The sequence below is a fragment of the Parabacteroides sp. ASF519 genome (assembly GCF_000364265.2).
In the GTDB taxonomy this organism is placed as follows: Bacteria; Bacteroidota; Bacteroidia; order Bacteroidales; family Tannerellaceae; genus Parabacteroides; species Parabacteroides goldsteinii.
Genome location: NZ_AQFV02000006.1, coordinates 5,080,437 through 5,098,309 on the forward strand (window position 1 = coordinate 5,080,437; position 17,873 = coordinate 5,098,309).

Genomic DNA, 17,873 nt, shown 5'->3' on the forward strand with positions numbered 1-17,873 from the left:
AATATCAAGGCTGTTTGGTAACAAACGGGAACGTTCCTTTCTTGTTTTTCTTTCATCCAAAAGATATGACAGACATACGTTATCTGCTAAAAAGCCACAATTTCGATCGCCCCCGTCTGCATTGATACAGATGACCGGATAAACAAACGGAACAAGTTCCCGGCAGATATGAATTTCCAGACATTCCTGTTGGATAAAAACAACAAAGTCATAATTTTAGGGAACCCGGCCAAAAACTCGACCGTAAAAGATTTGTATCTAAAACAGATTACAGGTAAGGACAGTCCGAACAAAAATATACCGAAAACAACAGCCGAAGCAACAAAGACAGAAATCGACTTCGGTACTTTCGACAAATCGGAAATAAAAGAAACAACCATAGAGGTTAAAAACACAGGGGAGAGTCCCCTCGTGATAGTGGACGTTAGTACCACCTGCGGCTGCACGGCAGCCACCTATGACAAACGGCCTGCAAAACCCGGAGAATCTCTTCGGGTAGGAATTAAGATGACACCGAAAGACACAGGTTTCTTCGATGAAGTCGTGAAGATCAAGTACAATAGTATTAACAATCAACCTGTCAAAGTAAAGATAAAGGGGAATGTTCGGTGATCGAACGAATGGGAGTTTGCTGCACGAGAGCAAATAGTACAAGCAAACTCCCGGAGACCCCGAAAAAGAGGTGTATGATGTTTATATAACTGACAAAACAGAATGAATCACTTCATTTGACTATCTAATCTGAAGAAGAGTAGGCAAAGATAGAAAATAAACTGAATTTTAATTTAATAAGAGACTAAGATCATGAAAAAAAAGATCTTTGGGGTAGCGCTTATCGCTGCTATGGCTCTTGCAGCCGGCTGGAATTTCAACCAGAGCAAAAATGAAGTGGAGTTGTCAGATTTGGCACTGGCTAATGTGGAGGCATTGGCTAGATATGAAGGCCAAAATGACAGATGTACTGAATTTTCTTCATTTAGATGTATTTCTAATGGAGTAGTATATGATCAAATGTATCCATCAGCTGGTTTGTAAATTCTTTTTTAACCAAGATTTAGGTTAGTCTAAATAATAGGTTAGTCTAAATAATAGATTTAGGCTAACCTATTTTAAATATTAATTAATATCATGAAAAACATCATACTGATATCGCTACTATTACTTGTATCATCTTGTAACAGGCAAGATATAAACATTTTTGTCTTACCAGAAGAAACACCTATTAAAGGTTCTGATTATTTGAATGAAATGATTATGACTTTACCTTTGGGTATAGATATCATAGATGATAAACTTTTGATATTTATGCATAAAGATGAACATGTAATAAGAATTGTGGATGCAAATACAGGTGCCGAGATTAACCAAACTGGCATATTCGGAAACGGACCGGGAGAATTCATACAACCAGTATATTGTGGTTTCAATAAAAACAAAGATATATATATATATAATGAAGGACAAAAAAATCTTAGAAAATATACATGGGAAGAAATTATAAAAACACCGGTACTACCAAAACGAGAAGGCATACCATTAAAAAACGGGGAGACTCTCATTATTTCAGGAAGAATGCTAAATAATGAAAATTTGATAGGATCAGTTGCTGTTGGCACGTCAAAGCCAATAGCAATCTTTGATAAGGGTTTGAATATCAGAGAAAATATAGGAAATGTACCTGATAAAGCACATCAAAGCAAAGCCTTGGTTTCATATTGGGGATCAATCAGTACTTTTGATAATAAATTTGTATTTGCTATGGCTTCATTAGGTTATATAGCTTGTTATGAACAAGATCAAGATGGAATAAGCAAGATGCTGTGGGATAGTTATGCCGAAAAACCTCATTATAAAGGAGATCAGTTAGACCTAAAGCATTTAATGCTAGGATTTACCGATGTAAAAATGACAAAAAACTATATTTTCTGTAGTTATTTCGGTCAAAAATTTGTATTCGATAACCGAAGAAACATAAAAGTAAGAAATATTTTAGTATTTGACCATAGTGGTAAATTACTAAAAAATTTCTACTCAGATAGAAGTGTTGCTAAAATTACAGTATCAGAAGATGAAAATACACTATATGCAATTACAGAAGAGCCTGAAGTTGCTATTATAAAGTTTGATATTAGTAAGTTAATAAAATAATATTATGAATAAATGGATCATACTTTTATGTGGAGTACTGGTAGCATGCAGTAATTCACAAACAAAAACTGTAAAAGAGGAGAGTTTCTATCAAATTGAGTTAAGTTCCCTATTGGATAAAGGGGCAGCTCAAAAAATCAGCTTAGATAAATGGAGCAAAAAAATCCATTATATACCTCTAGAAACAAATGACTCAATACAGATCAAATCTATTAACAAAATTATTTTAGATAACGATAAACTATTAATTGTTCATTCAGATAGAATATCTTTGTTTAATTTGGATGGTAAATATCTATATGATATAGGTCGGAAGGGAGAAGGTATAAAAGAATATTTTCGACTATACAATTTGATTCTACGAAATGACACTATTTTTGTCAATGAAGGTTATGATCTCAAACAATATAATTGGACAGGGACATATTTAGGTAAAATGCAAATTCCTCATATACGACATATGTTGGATCTATACCCATTATCCAATTCAAACGTATTTTTAGGATATATAGACAATTTCACAGGACAAAAAGACAAACGATTTGCATTTTTCCACGATACAACAGCATTTAAAATTATCCCTAATTTAGAAAAATATGAGAGAGTTACAGATTGTATGGTATGGAGCTTTTCTCCTGAAATGAAACCATTTAGTGGAGTTGTATCAGCTTTCAAGGAACTATTCAATGATACAATATACCAAGTAGATATTGATTATAATTTATCTCCATATGCAGTCATTAATCTAGGTAAATATAAAGCAAAAAAAGACTTCATTTTTTCTCTTACTCCAGAAATGATTTTAAAAAAAGACTTCGACATATTTAATGATAAAATAGCAATCTCAGCTACTGGAGAAAAAGATAATATTATCTACATGGTCCATTATAATGTAGATGACCCTTATACATTCAGTTTTGATAAAAATAGCAAAAAGACTTATTATCAACAAATCATATATCCAAATGATCAATATCAATTTAAAGATGAAAGCTTTTTTGTTCCACGCTTCATATCCACAGATGGCAAATATCTGATTGATTTCGAATTTACAAACAACAACGATAAACCTGTAATCGTACTGGTCGAACGTTAATTATTAACTATAAATTGAATGATCATGAAAACTTATATTCCTTTCTTTGTTTTGTGTATCCTTATCTCTTGTTCTACGCCTCATCAAAAGAAAATCAGCTTGGAACAGGCGCTTTCCTTTGCCGGAGAGAACAGAATAGAATTGGAAAAAGTTTTCGAACATTACAAAAATGATTCGCTGAAATTGAAAGCAGCAGAATATCTAATCACAAATATGCCCCTGCATTTTTCCAGAGTCGAATACTACTTATCGCCGGAAGGTAAACAATATATACCGGATATTGCTTGCTTTCCGGATAAGGAAGCTGTAAAAATGCATTGCGACTCGCTACGGAACAGAGGATACACAATCCAGGGAAATAACATCTATGACAGTAAAACACTCAAAAGCGATTTTTTGATCCGGAATATCGATCTGGCTTTCCAAGTTCGGGAAAAGCCTTGGGCAAAAGATATTCCTTTCGAGGATTTTTGCCGGTATATCCTCCCTTACAGGACCCAAGTAGAACCCGTTTCCAACATGCGTCGGGAATTCATGGAAAAATATTTACCTCTGATTGATTCGGGAAAAGTTAACAATGCCATTGATGCCTGCAAAATAATCAATTCACAATTAATGAAAGAGTTGGTTTACAAAGATACAGGTTCTCCTCTCTATCCTACCGTCGAAAGCACATATCACTCTGGCAGAGGCAGTTGTGAAGATTTGTGTAACTTGGCCACATTATTAATGCGTGCTGTAGGCATTCCTGTTGCCGTACAACTTACCACCTGGACCAAAATGGATTTAGCGCATAGTTGGGGTGTTGTATTGCATGATGGAAAGTTTTATAATTTCAGCCCAGTCTACGGTCAACCTGACACATATAGAGAAAAACTTGAAACTACCAGCTATCTGAAACCCGCCAAGGTATATCGGTTGTTATTTGATCCCGAATTTAAGGAAACCGATATTAAAGACGACGGTTATATCACAAATCTGAAAAGTCCATTATTAAGAGATGTGACAAAGGAAGAAGGATATCAGGTTCTGGATATTTGTATCGAGACAGACAAACCTGTATCTTCTTCCATAAAACAGATTTATCTCTGTACATACAATGATTATGATTGGAAACCACTTGCCATAGGTAGCCGAAAAGGTTCTACATGCAGATTTAAAGATATTGTAGGTAATAATATTTTTATTATTGCCGAAGTCTCAAACACACAGTCTTTACAGTATATTACCGCTCCTTTCATCTTAAAAAAAGATGGCGACATTCATAAATTAATTCCTCAAAAAGAATTAAGTCAATCCTTTACGTTTAACAAACGTAAAAATAAATTGAATCAAAAACATACGTTACATTACTGGGATGCAGACAAAAATGGGTTTATCTCTTTAGAAGAGATGAGTTCGACAGATACAACACAGACGTACAATCAAATACCGAAAAATGCTCTATTATGGTTTACTGTTCCGGAAAGAATCGTGAATCAAAGGGTATTTTATATTGAAAACGATAGTATAAAATATTAGTCACCATATGAAAAAGCAAACACATAAACTGATCAATAAAGTCATTGACATTGTCTTCTGGCTATGTATGACAGTTACTCTATGGTTTGTTGTACAGGTATTCATCTTTGCCTCTTTCAAAATCCCCAGCGATTCGATGGAACCGGGATTAATTACAGGAGACAATATACTTGTCTGGAAACCGACCGTTGGACCTCGCATATTCAACCTGTTTGCCTCCATGAGAAACGAACAAACAGAGATTTATCGCATTCCCGGTTTCAAAAAGATAAAACGCAATGATATTCTGGTTTTCAATTTTCCGCATCCAAACAGTTGGGATAAAATTGAAATGCATATACTCAAATATTACATCAAACGGTGTGTCGGAATACCGGGAGATACCTTATCCATCCGAAACGGATTCTTTCATGTGGAAGGCGTACAAACGCCTCTCGGCAACATGGAGTCACAAAAAGGAATAGCTGCGACTGAGAAATTTCAAGACGGCATATTCCAGAGTTTCCCATTCGACAGCATCATCGGTTGGAACATCAAAGATTTCGGACCGCTCTATATACCGGCAAAAGGTGATTCCGTTACTTTAGATCGTACAAACTTCCGATTATATAAAAAACTGATCGAATGGGAACAACAGGAAAGCCTTCAATACAAAGATTCTATGACTTTTCTTAACGGAAAGCCGATCTACGGATATCGTTTCCAAGAAAACTATTATTTCATGGCAGGCGACAAAGGCATGAACTCACAGGATTCACGTTATTGGGGATTACTACCTGAAGAATATATCGTTGGAAAAGCATGGATTATATGGAAATCGGTAGACCCATATACGGATAAATTCAGATGGGACAGATTTTTGAAAATTATTCACTAAGTAATCGTTTAAAATTATATGCTAATATGATTAATTTTTTATATCTTAGCGTCCATGGCTGGACGAATAAAGATAATTGGAGAATGTACACAGGCTACTGTCACCATACCGGCAATCAGAAAACCGTTCTTGCCCACCACAACATGACGTTTAATACCTTATAGATATCAACGAAGAAACAAACACGATCGTCGCCACCGAGGCGAAAAGCGATGATCCGATTATAGAATTTAAGATTTAGAACACGATATGAAAGCCTTTTATCTTTACATATTATTAATAGCAACCTCCTTCTTTTCCTGCCACAACGAACAGAAAGAGAAGGAAAATAAGATTGCACATCTGGTCAGCGAATGGCAAGGGAAACAAATACAGTTTCCTGAGGTACATAACACGGCAGTGAAAGAACTGTATCTGAAACAGATTACAGGTAAGGACAGTCCGAATAACCGACAAAACAGAATGATACAGGTGTCATTCGACTATCTAATCCGAATAACAGTAGGCAAAGATAGAAAATAGCCTGATAAATAACGATTAATATGGACAATTAAACAAATACATATATGAAAAAGTTATTTGGTGTCATTGCTATAGCTGCTATCGCAGCTGCAGCTGGCTGGAATTTCTGTCAGAACCAAGACAAAGTGGAACTGTCCGACTTGGCTCTTGCCAATATAGAAGCGTTGGCCAGAAATGAAGGTAGCGGTAAGACTTGTTATACTTATTGCTGCCAAACAAACTATAACGCATGCCTCGATGCACTTCATGCAGAAGGATGTACAAGTATGAACATAACATTAAATACAGGTTGTTAATCGATATTTGATCAGGTATGAAGCCATTAGTCATAATCTTTGTACCTGATCTATAAAATACATTATTTCATATGAAGATAACACATTTCAACAAAATATCACAAGTTATTCTATGTGTTGTATTTCTAATATCATGTAATACACCTAAGGATAGAACTGAAACCATCATAAGTTCTTCTTTAATTAATATTGATACATTATCCGTCAATATCAATGAGAATTATATGCAAAATTATACCTCATTAAAAAATCGAATTTATAACGATCAACTTTACGCTTATAATATTCATCAACATACAATAGATATTTTTGATTTCACTACACAAAATTTCACCTCTAAGATAAAACTACAAAAAGAAGGTGCCGATGGAATACCTAATATAAACTCATTTATTGTTACAAATGAATATATTATTACACAAAATGAATCCAATTACACAATAATTGATCACAACGGGCATATTATAAAAAAAATCTCAAAAGAAATACTAACCAATAATTTAAACAACAAAGATTACTTATTGGATGCACCTAATAATATATCAATTAGCAACTTCGAAGACATAACATATGACTCTAACGATAAAAAATTGATAGTTCCTATAAGCACATTAGACCCATTTAAACTAAAAGGTAAGTATTGCTTAGCTAGTATAGATATAAATAGTGAAGAAATCTCATTATTTCCAATTACTTATCCAGACAATTTCAGCAACGAGTATTATGGAAAACTTTCCAAACCAAACCCATTAATTGCCAATAACAAAATCATCTATAATTTTAGTTACTCTTCTAATGTATATTCATTTGACAAAAAAAATAAAACAATAAGCTCATACAATATCACAAGCAATTTCACCAAAAACAAATCTGAACAACTTGATAAAAATGCAAATATAAAAAAACAGTTAGATCATTATTTTCACTCCTTATTTTTTCATGGATTACAATACGATCATTACAGGAATATATTTTATCGTATACACACGGATAAAAGTAACGACATATCTGTTTTCAACAATAAAGAAACATACTTAACTATCATTTCTGAAAATCTTCAAAAAATATCAGAAATAAAATTACCTACAAATCTATATCCGATATTCAACATAACAGAAAAAGGTCTAATATTCCAATTTATGGCAGGATTATATGAGGATAAATATTCCTATATGATTATCACATCTCCATATATTATGCCTGTAAAAAAAATAGAAATTCCTCATAAAACAGAGACAACACCAGCAATAGAAAAACCGACAGTACATAATTCTATCGAAATTATATCAACAGATAACATAAAAAATTTTATTACTAAAAATTTAGTTTATCCTACTCTTGAATTGGAAAATAACGTAGAAGGCGCTGTTTTTATTATTTTAGATAGCGACAGTTCTGGAGCAATAATTAATTGCAAAATTTCTGACATTGCAACAACAACTGATAATAAAGCCCTTAGAAATGAAGCCATACGTATAGCTAAATTAATAAAGCGCGTAGAGCCAAATTCAATATTTAGTTTTCATGTTAATTTCAACAAAAAAGAATATTTATCACAAAAAAATAAAAACTAAAAAACATGACCCTATCATAGAATTTAAGATTTAGAAAATGATATGAAAGCCTGGAATCTAACCATATTAACACTAGTATTACTACTCTTCTCCTGCCACAACAAGCAGAAAGAGAAGGAAAATAAGATTGCGCATCTGGTCAGCGAATGGCAAGGGAAACAAATACAGTTTCCTGAAAACCTGACCTTCACACGCTATCTGACAGATACTACGGATTTCCAAATCCCACAATCTGAATACAAGGTATTAATATATGTAGACTCTATCGGTTGCACCAGTTGCAAACTGCAACTTCATAAATGGAAGGAACTGATCGAATACACTGATTCAGTAACACAAGGAAAAGTTCCTTTCCTCTTCTTCATGCATCCTAAAGATGCCAAAGAAATACGTTACCTCCTGAAACGAGACGCATTTGATCACCCTGTCTGTATTGACATAGACGATCAACTAAACAAATTAAACAAGTTCCCGGCAGACATAACTTTCCAGACATTCTTGTTGGATAAGGACAATAAAGTTGCTGTATTAGGAAATCCGGTACATAACACGGCTGTGAAAGAACTGTATCTGAAACAGATTACAGGTAAGGACAGTCCGAACAAAAACATACCGAAAACAACAGCCGAAGCAACAAAGACAGAAATCGACTTCGGAACTTTCGACAAATCGGAAGTAAAGGAGACAACCATAGAAATAAAAAACACCGGGGACAATCCCCTTGTGATAGTGGACGTAAGTACCACCTGTGGCTGCACAGCAGCCACCTATGACAAACGACCTGCAAAACCCGGAGAAACCCTTCGGGTAGGAATTAAGATGACACCGAAAGACACAGGTTTCTTCGATGAAGTCGTTACGATCAAGTATAACAGCTTGAATAATCAACATGTTAAACTAAAGATAAAGGGGAATGTTCGGTGATCGAACGAATGGGAGTTTGCTGCATCTCTGGCAAGAATGTACAAGCAAACTCCCGAAGTCCCCTTGCAATACAGAAAGGAGGTATATCATGGTAACATAACCGACAAAATAGAATGATACAGGTGTCATTCGACTATCTAATCCGAAGAATAGTAGGCAAAGATAGAAAATAGCCTGATTAAATAATGATTTTAATAAATAATTAAACATATACGGATATGAAAAAGTTATTCGGCATCATGGCTCTAGCTGCGATAGCAGCTGCAGCAGGTTGGAATTTCAGCCAAAGTCAGAACAAGATGGAACTGTCAGACTTGGCACTAGCTAATATAAATGCATTAGCAGAACAAGAATGTACACCATCTGTTGGAGGTTCTTGTTGGTGGACAGATGAAAGCTATACAAAATGTTGTGAAGGAGGATGGTTTGGTTGTAAACCTTGTGATTAAAACCGTTCATAGAGATGTGTTAAAAGTTTGTTTTATTATAATTCATTTATTCCTTTTTTATACAAAATGAATATCAATATACACTAAACCACTTCTAACACATCTCTTAAACAAATTTATATATGAAATTTAACGAGTAAAAAAAATCGTATTTTAACAAATTAATATATAAACAATAATTTTTCAACGATATAAAATTCTTAATATTTATAATATGAAAATCATTAAAATAATACTTTCGTGTCTTATACTGACATCTATTTCATGCTCAGAAAAAAGCCAAATAAAAAAATACACTTTAAAAAAACTGAAAAAAAACTTTCATTTGTTTTAGATTCTGATACCAAAAATGAACTACGTGTCTATTCTATATATAAAGAAAAAGAAGGGAAAGAGTATTTTACATTTCAAAATCCAAACACCAATACAATTCTATTTTATAACCTTCAAAAACAAAATTTAGAATTTAAAGTAAATTTTCCTATAGATGGTAATAATGGTATAGGATTTGCTAATGGATATTATATTCATAATTTAGATAGCATTTACGTGCCAAACAGAGATATTAAGGAAATCTCACTCGTTAACAAAAATGGTACTTTAATAACTAAATATTCCTATGATAAAGATGTCGCACCCGAAAATTTATCTATATTCAGTATTTCTGCGTCTTATCAAAAACAGGCAGAAGTTATCGGACGAACAATGTATCTATATTCAGGCCCCAATCGTTTTAATGACCATGATCCAGTTTCTATTAAATTTAACATGGACTCATACGATATTTCTGCCTTACCTTTTGATTATCCAGAATATCCAGGTTCAGATAACAAATTAAAAAAATTCGGATTAGAAACTGCTTTTAGTCGTTGTTTTGATGGAAAACATTTTATTTACTCTTTCTATTATGATGAAAACATATATATAGCATCTATAGAGCATGATTCCATAAAAAAAATACCAGTAAAAAGCAAATATTTTGACAAAGTAATATTACCTGGAGAATTAACCGCAACCCCACAAGATTTTTGTGAAAATCCATGGTATGGTAATTTGTTATATGACAAATATCGTAACATCTACTATCGAATATCTTATCCAAAGGAAAGTATAGATAAAAATATTCGACCAGGAGAATTATTAAGTTATGGTCGTAAAAATTTTTCAATCATCATTTTAGATAAAAATTTCAATAAAATAGGAGAAACATTATTTCCAGACTTCACATATAATTCTCGCATAATGATAATCTTGAAAGATGGCTTATATATATCAGACAGTCACTATCTTAACCCTAAATTCAGTGATGACATCTTAAGCTTTCAACATTTCAAATTAACAGAATTATGATTAAAAAAATAATCATTACATTATTAAATACAGTATAAAACTATAAATCAAAAATATATGACTTAGAATAATGTATAAATAAACAAACACATATGCACAATCTGAGAAATAAAGTAAATAGGGGATTGTTGATGAAAAATCTTTTTACAAAAGGTATAAACATCTTATTAGCTGTTTTTCTAATAGCTTGTAATACGCAGCATGATAAAAAAATGGAACAAGCTCTCGAGAATGCCCAAGAAAACCGGCAAGAACTTGAAAAAGTATTTAGCCATTATGAAAAGGATTCAACAAAACTCGCTGCTGCTCGTTTCCTGATTGAGAATATGTCCTATCATTTCACACAGGAACAATATTATACTTCTTCCGAAAAAGAACGATATCGACCGGACGTTGTAAATTTCGACGGATTTCAATCCGTAAAAAGTCACTGTGACTCATTAACAAGAAGAGGATACAAAATCAAAACACATAACAAATACGATATATCGACACTTGACAGTCACTTTCTTATTGATAACATAGAACTGGCTTTTACTGTCTGGCAAAAGCCATGGGCAAAAAATGTTTCATTCAATGATTTCTGCAAATACATCCTCCCCTACCGCGCACAATGTGAAGAGGTTTCTCATTTGAGAAGAGAAATTATGGAACGTTTCGTTCCCATACTGGATTCAGCGAAAGTAAAAACTCCCTTAGAGGCATGCTTCGTACTTAATGAGCATCTGAAAGGCATTATGAAATATGGACAGACTGGTCTTCCACTCTATCCGACCATTGACGAAACCTACCGTTCCGGAATCAGCCAATGCGAAGGATTATGCAATCTGGGTACTTTTATAATGAGAGCTTGCGGCATTCCGGTTACAGTAGAACAAACGACCTGGACTAAAATGGACTTGGGCCATAGCTGGTGCGTAGTTTTAGACAATAGAAAATTCTACAGCTTCGGACCGGGAGAAGATCAACCCGACACACATGCCCGCTCTTTCTCAGAAGTCAGACATAGACGACCGGCTAAAGTCTATCGTTCACGTTTTGATCCTGACTTTTCTATAATGGATAAAAAAGACGACGGATATGTTACGACTCTAAAAAGTCCTCTAATCTATGATGTTACTAATGAATATCTGGATAAAACGACATTGATAAAGGTTTCTGTCGACAAAAATAACAGAAAAAAAGGAAAATCAAATCAAGTCTATTTATGTACTTATAACTATTATGAATGGTGCCCGATAGCGATCGGACATAGAAAAGATACCGTTTGTTATTTCGAAAACGTTGTTGGAGATAATATATTTATGGTTGCCGATTCACCGGATGGGAATAAATTACGAAATATTACTGCCCCTTTTTATACGGATAAAGATGGAAATATTCGTAAATTTATCCCTCAAAAAGAACATAAACAAACATTCACATTGAATAAGCGTAAGAAAAAACTGGATCAGGAACATACACTACACTTTTGGGATACAGAGAAAGAACGTTTTATCCCGTTAGAATATGCAAGTTCAACTGATACAACACAAACATACGATCAAATACCCGCTAGTGCATTATTATGGTTCACTATTCCGGAAAGGATCGTTAACCAACGGATATTTTTTATTGAAAACGACAGTATAAAAAGCTATTAATTCGATGAAAGAGAATAGAAAAATACACAACCTGATCAACAAAGCCATCAATATTGTCTTCTGGCTATGTATGACAGTTACTCTATGGTTTGTTTTACAGGTATTTATCTTTGCCTCTTTCAAAATCCCTAGCGACTCGATGGAACCGGGATTAATTACAGGAGACAATATACTTGTCTGGAAACCGACCGTTGGACCTCGCTTATTCAACCTGTTTGCCTCCATGAGAAACGAACAGACAGATATTTATCGCATTCCAGGTTTCAATAAGATAAAACGCAATGATATTCTGGTTTTCAATTTTCCGCATCCAAACAGTTGGGATAAAATTGAAATGCATATACTCAAATATTATATCAAACGGTGTGTCGGAATACCGGGAGATACCCTATCCATCCGAAACGGATTCTTTCATGTGGAAGGCGTACAAACGCCTCTCGGCAATATGGATTCACAAAAAGGAATAGCTGCAACTGAGAAATTTCAAGACGGCATATTCCAGAGTTTCCCATTCGACAGCATCATCGGTTGGAACATCAAAGATTTCGGACCGCTCTATATACCGGCAAAAGGCGATTCCATTACTTTAGATCGTACAAACTTCCGGTTATATAAAAAACTGATCGAATGGGAACAACAGGAAAGCCTTCAATACAAAGATTCTATGACTTTTCTTAACGGAAAGCCGATCTACGGATATCGTTTCCAAGAAAACTATTATTTCATGGCAGGCGACAAAGGCCTAAACTCACAGGATTCACGTTATTGGGGATTACTACCTGAAGAATATATCGTCGGGAAAGCATGGATTATATGGAAATCGGTAGACCCATATACGGATAAATTCAGATGGGACAGATTTTTGAAAATTATTCACTAATAGAATTGATTATTAAGTAATCCCTTCATCTATGTATCAAAATTACAGTAATATGAAATTAAATCTGTTTGCCACAATTGTACTTGGGTTGTATCTGTTTCTTTTATCGGGATGCAGCAACACCAACAATAGACAATTGGAATTAGCCTTACAAACCGCAGGAAATAACCGGCAACAACTTGAAAAAGTTATACAACATTATCAAGGAGATAAACAGAAAGAAGATGCTGCAAGGTTTCTGATACGGAATATGTTGGGAAAATACTATCAGGAAGGAGATCGAATTGATAAATTCCACCAGTTTATCGACTCTGCATACCAGATAAAACAAGAAGAATACGACCAGCAGACTATAAATGACACTTATAGGACAAACAACGAACACCAACAAAACGACGCTAAACGACAAGCAGACTTGCAACAACTAAATGCAAATTTCCTGATTACACAGATAGATGCAGCTTTTCAAGTATGGCAAAAACCCTGGAACAAACATCTTTCTTTTGATGAGTTTTGCGAATGGATACTCCCCTACCGGATTGGAAACGAATTGCCGGAGATATGGAGGGAAGAATACTATAATGCCTTTTCCGGATTATTAACGGACAGCATATTGACTGCCCGTGATGCCTGTATTGCCATCAACAATGAACTGATTAAATTACCGATCCATGTCTTTAACGATTTCCCAAAACCGGCGGACATAAAACCCAGTAGCCTTATCCATATAAAATTCGGTTTATGCGGGGACTATACCAACCTGGCAATATATGCCATGCGATCTGTAGGGATACCTGTTACAACAGGAAGTATTCCGCATTGGGGACATAGCAATAATAGCCACGCGTTCAATCTTCTAAATGGCGAAGACGGAAACTATTATGATTTTGCTGGAGGTGAGCACCATCCAGGGGATCATCTCAAACGTTTTGATGGCATACCGAAAGTCTATCAGAAAACATTTTCCGTACAACAGACTTCTTTAGTGATGACAAATACATCTAAAGAAGAAATTCCTGCATTCTTCAAAAATCCTTTCATGAAAGATATTACGGACCATTTTCCTGTTATTCATCCGCAGACCGTATCCATTCCATTGAATAGAACCTGCCACAATAAATATGCCTATCTATGCGTATTTGATCCGCAAGGGTGGTTCCCGGTAGATTGGGGAAAGATATCCGATAAGAAATTGACATTCAACCATATCGGTCCTGATATTATCTATCAGGTCAACAGTTATGAGGATAACTCTTTGCAACCGTTAAGTTCTCCCTTTGTCGTCGATTCCACCGGAAAGGTTACTATTTTCGAATGCCGGAGAGAAAAAGAAGACCTGTACCTCGAACGCAAATACCGCGAACCCAAACATCTCGAAGCCATACCTCCGGCATTCGTTGGTGGCAGATTCCAGGGATCGGATTATGCGGATTTCCGGATAGCGGAAGATTTATATACGTTCACAGAAGCTCCAAGTTTCAAGTATACCACTATCGAGGTGAATCCTAAAAAAAGTTACAAATATTACAGATACCAGTCTTCTCCCAATCTACGGGGAAATATGGCTGAACTGGAATTTTACGATACAAATAGTCAGCAAATACTAAAAGGGGAAATTATCGGAACAGACAACACCAGCATCTACAACCCGCATGCAACCAAATATAATGTATTCGACGGAGACCCTCTCACCTTCTTCCACACACGCGACAGCATGAGTTGGGCAGGTCTGGCATTATCCAAGCCGACACATATAAACAAAATACGCTATATCATCCGGAATGATGACAACGGAATACGAAAAGGAAATCTCTATGAACTTTTCTATATAGATGAATCGGGTGCATGGGCCTCTGCCGGAAAACAAACGGCAGAGCAGGATGAATTATTAATATATAAACAGATCCCCCAAGGTACTTTATACTGGCTACGCAATTATACCAGAGGAAAAGAAGAACGGATATTTACGTATGAGAAGGGGAAACAGGTTTGGTGGTAAAAATAAGTCATAATTATTCAACACAATATTTTCAAAACTAACAAAATATGAACTCACAGGATTCGCGCTATTGGAGATTACTACCCGAAGAGTATATTGTCGGTAAAACCTGGATTATCCGGAAAACAATGAAAAAAGTATTTATAACAGGAATAAACATACTATTAGCCGTTTTTCTCATCGCTTGCGCTTCATCGGATAGCAAACGTCTGGAGCAAGCACTCTTGTTTGCCGGAGATAACCGGGGCGAACTGGAAAAGGTATTAAGCCATTATGAGAATAATCCGGAAAAACTGGAAGCCGCCCGTTTCCTGATCCGTAATATGCCCCGATGGTACGGATATGAAGGATGGCAACTGGATTCTATCAAACCGGTATTGATACAAAAAGATAAAGGAGAAGCCGTTCCTAAAGAGGTGATAACAAAATGGCAACGGGTTTCTTTCTATTCACTGCCGAAAGTATATGACGCCAAAGTGATCACGGCTGATTACCTGATCGAGAATATCGACCTTGCCTTCGATGTGTGGAAAAGGTATCCGTGGAACCGGAATCTGGGATTCGATAATTTTTGCGAACTGATCCTTCCTTACCGGATCGGAGACGAGCCGTTGTCATCCTGGCGGAAGCTGTACCATGATTATTATACGGCCATACTCGACTCGGCTTATCAGGGGAATGATGTGATTGAGGCTTGCAAAGCCGTCGATAAAGATCTGAAAAGAGTTTATTACCGTTGGAACACGGATTTTAACATACCTCATCAAAGTGCGGACTTCCTGTTCTATCATCGCGTCGGTTTCTGTAGGGAGGCTTGCGATGTCACACTTTATGCCATGCGTGCCTGCGGTATTCCTGTCGCCAGTGAATATTTCGTTTATTCTCCAGAATACCAACATCCTCACTTCTGGACTGTGTTACGCGATACGACCGGAAAGTTCATCCAGTTCGGTTTCAATGAGTTTGAAGCATCCCGCATAAATCCGGGTACCGATGGCAGAAAAAAGGGGAAAGTCTACCGCTACTGCTTCGGAGCACAGGATGAACCGTTTTCCGGAATTACAAAAGACAATAAAGTGCCGGCTTTATTCAGGGATCGTTTTATCAAAGATGTGACAGCCAATTATTTCGGTGAGAATGAAGTATCCGTCTCCGTGCAGTCTGCATACGAAGATTATATCTATCTGGGCGTTTTCAGTCCGGGCGGATGGATTCCGGTCGATATCGCACACAACAACAAGGGGAATGTGACTTTCCGAAATCTGGAACCGGATGTTATTTACCAGCCTTTGATCTCGGACGGGCAAAACCACCGGGCGGCAGGTTATCCGTTTATTTATAAGAATGAAACAGTTCATTTGCTAAAGCCGGATACGACCTCCATGAAAAAAGTTATACTGAAAAGAAAAATGTCGCTTATGCCAACTATTGCCGAATTTCTTTATCGGGCCATTATCGGATCAAAAATAGAAGTGAGTGCAGATCTTTCTTTTACCCGACCGGATCTGGTATATCAGTTCAATGATACATTGGATTACAATTATTATGAACTGACTCCACCGGATATTAACAAGAAATACAGATACATAAAATATATCGCTCCATCAGGAAAACGAATGGAACTCAGTGAGCTTTCTGTTTTCAAGGATTCCTTATGCAAAGAACAGATTCCATTAAAACGAATGAACGATATAGAACCTGTACGGGCATTGGATCATATAACAGACAGAGACATACTCAGCTATTTTCAGGCAAGAGATACTTCTTGTTTTATCACATATGATCTGGGAAAAACAACAACGATTGGAAAAGTCGTTTTCTCACCACGAAACGATGACAATTATGTCTGGCCGGGAGATGAATACGAGCTCTTCTATCAAGACGGAGTAAACGGGTGGAAATCGCTCGGGGTTCAAACGGCTACCGGGTGGGAACTGGAATACCGTGTTCCGGACAATGCGTTGTTATGGCTGCGCGACCGGACCAAAGGACGGGAGGAACAGGTGTTTATTTACAAAAAGGGGAAACAGTATTTTACGGTTGATTTATGAAATACAGACAATATATAAGTTACTCACTGCTCGCTATCAGCGGAATCTTTCTGCTGTGCACCGTTTTTGCTACAGACACAGGACTGGCTAACGGGCTGGTCACAGGAAAAGTTCTTTGGTTTCATCTGGCGATGTTGCTACTGGCTGCATGCAGTCTGGTGGCGACTGTTCTGACGAAATCGGTAAAACCATTTGTCTTTTCGGTCGCAGACGGATTGGTGATGATTTTGGCGGCTATTGTTGCACTTACTTATAACTGGCAACTGGATCCCGAACCGGAGAAAATGCTGTTTGGCGGGCAATTAGTCGTATTGTGGTTTCTTATCAAACTTTACTCGGAACCAGGATTCTTTCAAAAAGACAAGTTCTTCAATGCGGCAAATGCCGTACTGGAAAAGGAACCAAAAGTAAAGAGCACGGCTATCCGGGAAATGCGGGAAGAGGTCAAGATATTAATTCAAAACAGAAAATAAGTTTTATTCGGCATAATATTTTCAATAGGTAAGAAGTTTTCTATATCTTTACAAGCAAGGTGATTAAGCA

At 36.0% G+C, this 17,873-nt stretch carries 16 protein-coding genes and 1 pseudogene; all 17 read left to right on the top strand.

Features of this window, described 5'->3' with window-relative positions; all coding sequences use genetic code 11:
- Nucleotides 1-20: 20 nt before the first annotated feature.
- Nucleotides 21-612: pseudogene (locus tag C825_RS20395) on the top strand (DUF1573 domain-containing protein); the annotation flags it as partial.
- A 192-nt stretch (nt 613-804) separates the two neighbouring features.
- Nucleotides 805-1,035: an NVEALA domain-containing protein gene (locus C825_RS20400; protein WP_010799955.1), complete on the top strand. Its 231-nt coding sequence runs from the start codon at nt 805-807 to the stop codon at nt 1,033-1,035.
- Nucleotides 1,036-1,128: 93 nt separating this feature from the next.
- On the top strand, nt 1,129-2,148 hold the full coding sequence (locus C825_RS20405) for a BF3164 family lipoprotein (protein ID WP_010799956.1): 1,020 nt from the start codon (nt 1,129-1,131) through the stop codon (nt 2,146-2,148).
- 4 nt (nt 2,149-2,152) lie between these two features.
- Nucleotides 2,153-3,244, top strand: a complete 1,092-nt coding sequence (locus C825_RS20410; RefSeq protein ID WP_010799957.1) for a DUF4934 domain-containing protein — start codon at nt 2,153-2,155, stop codon at nt 3,242-3,244.
- A 396-nt stretch (nt 3,245-3,640) separates the two neighbouring features.
- The gene (locus tag C825_RS20415) at nt 3,641-4,765 is read left to right on the top strand and encodes a transglutaminase-like domain-containing protein (RefSeq protein ID WP_228110495.1); all 1,125 of its coding nucleotides are present in this window, start codon (nt 3,641-3,643) and stop codon (nt 4,763-4,765) included.
- A gap of 7 nt (nt 4,766-4,772) precedes the next feature.
- On the top strand, nt 4,773-5,642 hold the full coding sequence (gene lepB / locus C825_RS20420) for a signal peptidase I (protein ID WP_010799959.1): 870 nt from the start codon (nt 4,773-4,775) through the stop codon (nt 5,640-5,642).
- A 249-nt stretch (nt 5,643-5,891) separates the two neighbouring features.
- Nucleotides 5,892-6,164, top strand: a complete 273-nt coding sequence (locus tag C825_RS20425; RefSeq protein ID WP_010799961.1) for a hypothetical protein — start codon at nt 5,892-5,894, stop codon at nt 6,162-6,164.
- Nucleotides 6,165-6,208: 44 nt separating this feature from the next.
- The gene (locus C825_RS20430; RefSeq protein ID WP_010799962.1) at nt 6,209-6,460 is read left to right on the top strand and encodes an NVEALA domain-containing protein; all 252 of its coding nucleotides are present in this window, start codon (nt 6,209-6,211) and stop codon (nt 6,458-6,460) included.
- 71 nt (nt 6,461-6,531) lie between these two features.
- Nucleotides 6,532-8,034, top strand: a complete 1,503-nt coding sequence (locus tag C825_RS20435; protein WP_010799963.1) for a DUF4221 family protein — start codon at nt 6,532-6,534, stop codon at nt 8,032-8,034.
- Between the two features lie 42 nt (nt 8,035-8,076).
- Complete coding sequence (locus C825_RS20440; RefSeq protein WP_010799964.1) at nt 8,077-8,958, top strand: DUF1573 domain-containing protein; 882 nt, start codon at nt 8,077-8,079, stop codon at nt 8,956-8,958.
- A gap of 218 nt (nt 8,959-9,176) precedes the next feature.
- Nucleotides 9,177-9,407, top strand: a complete 231-nt coding sequence (locus C825_RS20445; protein WP_010799965.1) for an NVEALA domain-containing protein — start codon at nt 9,177-9,179, stop codon at nt 9,405-9,407.
- Between the two features lie 264 nt (nt 9,408-9,671).
- Nucleotides 9,672-10,757: a DUF4221 family protein gene (locus C825_RS20450; protein ID WP_250690607.1), complete on the top strand. Its 1,086-nt coding sequence runs from the start codon at nt 9,672-9,674 to the stop codon at nt 10,755-10,757.
- Between the two features lie 212 nt (nt 10,758-10,969).
- Nucleotides 10,970-12,400, top strand: coding sequence for a transglutaminase-like domain-containing protein (locus C825_RS20455; RefSeq protein WP_228100089.1), 1,431 nt, complete (start codon nt 10,970-10,972; stop codon nt 12,398-12,400).
- Nucleotides 12,401-12,404: 4 nt separating this feature from the next.
- On the top strand, nt 12,405-13,280 hold the full coding sequence (lepB, locus tag C825_RS20460; RefSeq protein WP_010799968.1) for a signal peptidase I: 876 nt from the start codon (nt 12,405-12,407) through the stop codon (nt 13,278-13,280).
- Nucleotides 13,281-13,332: 52 nt separating this feature from the next.
- Nucleotides 13,333-15,279 carry a transglutaminase-like domain-containing protein gene (locus tag C825_RS20465; protein WP_228100088.1) on the top strand — a complete coding sequence of 649 codons (1,947 nt, stop codon included), beginning with the start codon at nt 13,333-13,335 and terminating at the stop codon, nt 15,277-15,279.
- Between the two features lie 128 nt (nt 15,280-15,407).
- Nucleotides 15,408-17,330, top strand: coding sequence for a discoidin domain-containing protein (locus C825_RS20470; protein WP_044214713.1), 1,923 nt, complete (start codon nt 15,408-15,410; stop codon nt 17,328-17,330).
- Nucleotides 17,327-17,803 (top strand): hypothetical protein, encoded by a 477-nt coding sequence (locus tag C825_RS20475; protein ID WP_010799971.1) that lies wholly within the window; start codon nt 17,327-17,329, stop codon nt 17,801-17,803. Before C825_RS20470 ends, C825_RS20475 begins: the two co-directional genes overlap by 4 nt.
- Nucleotides 17,804-17,873 lie beyond the last annotated feature (70 nt).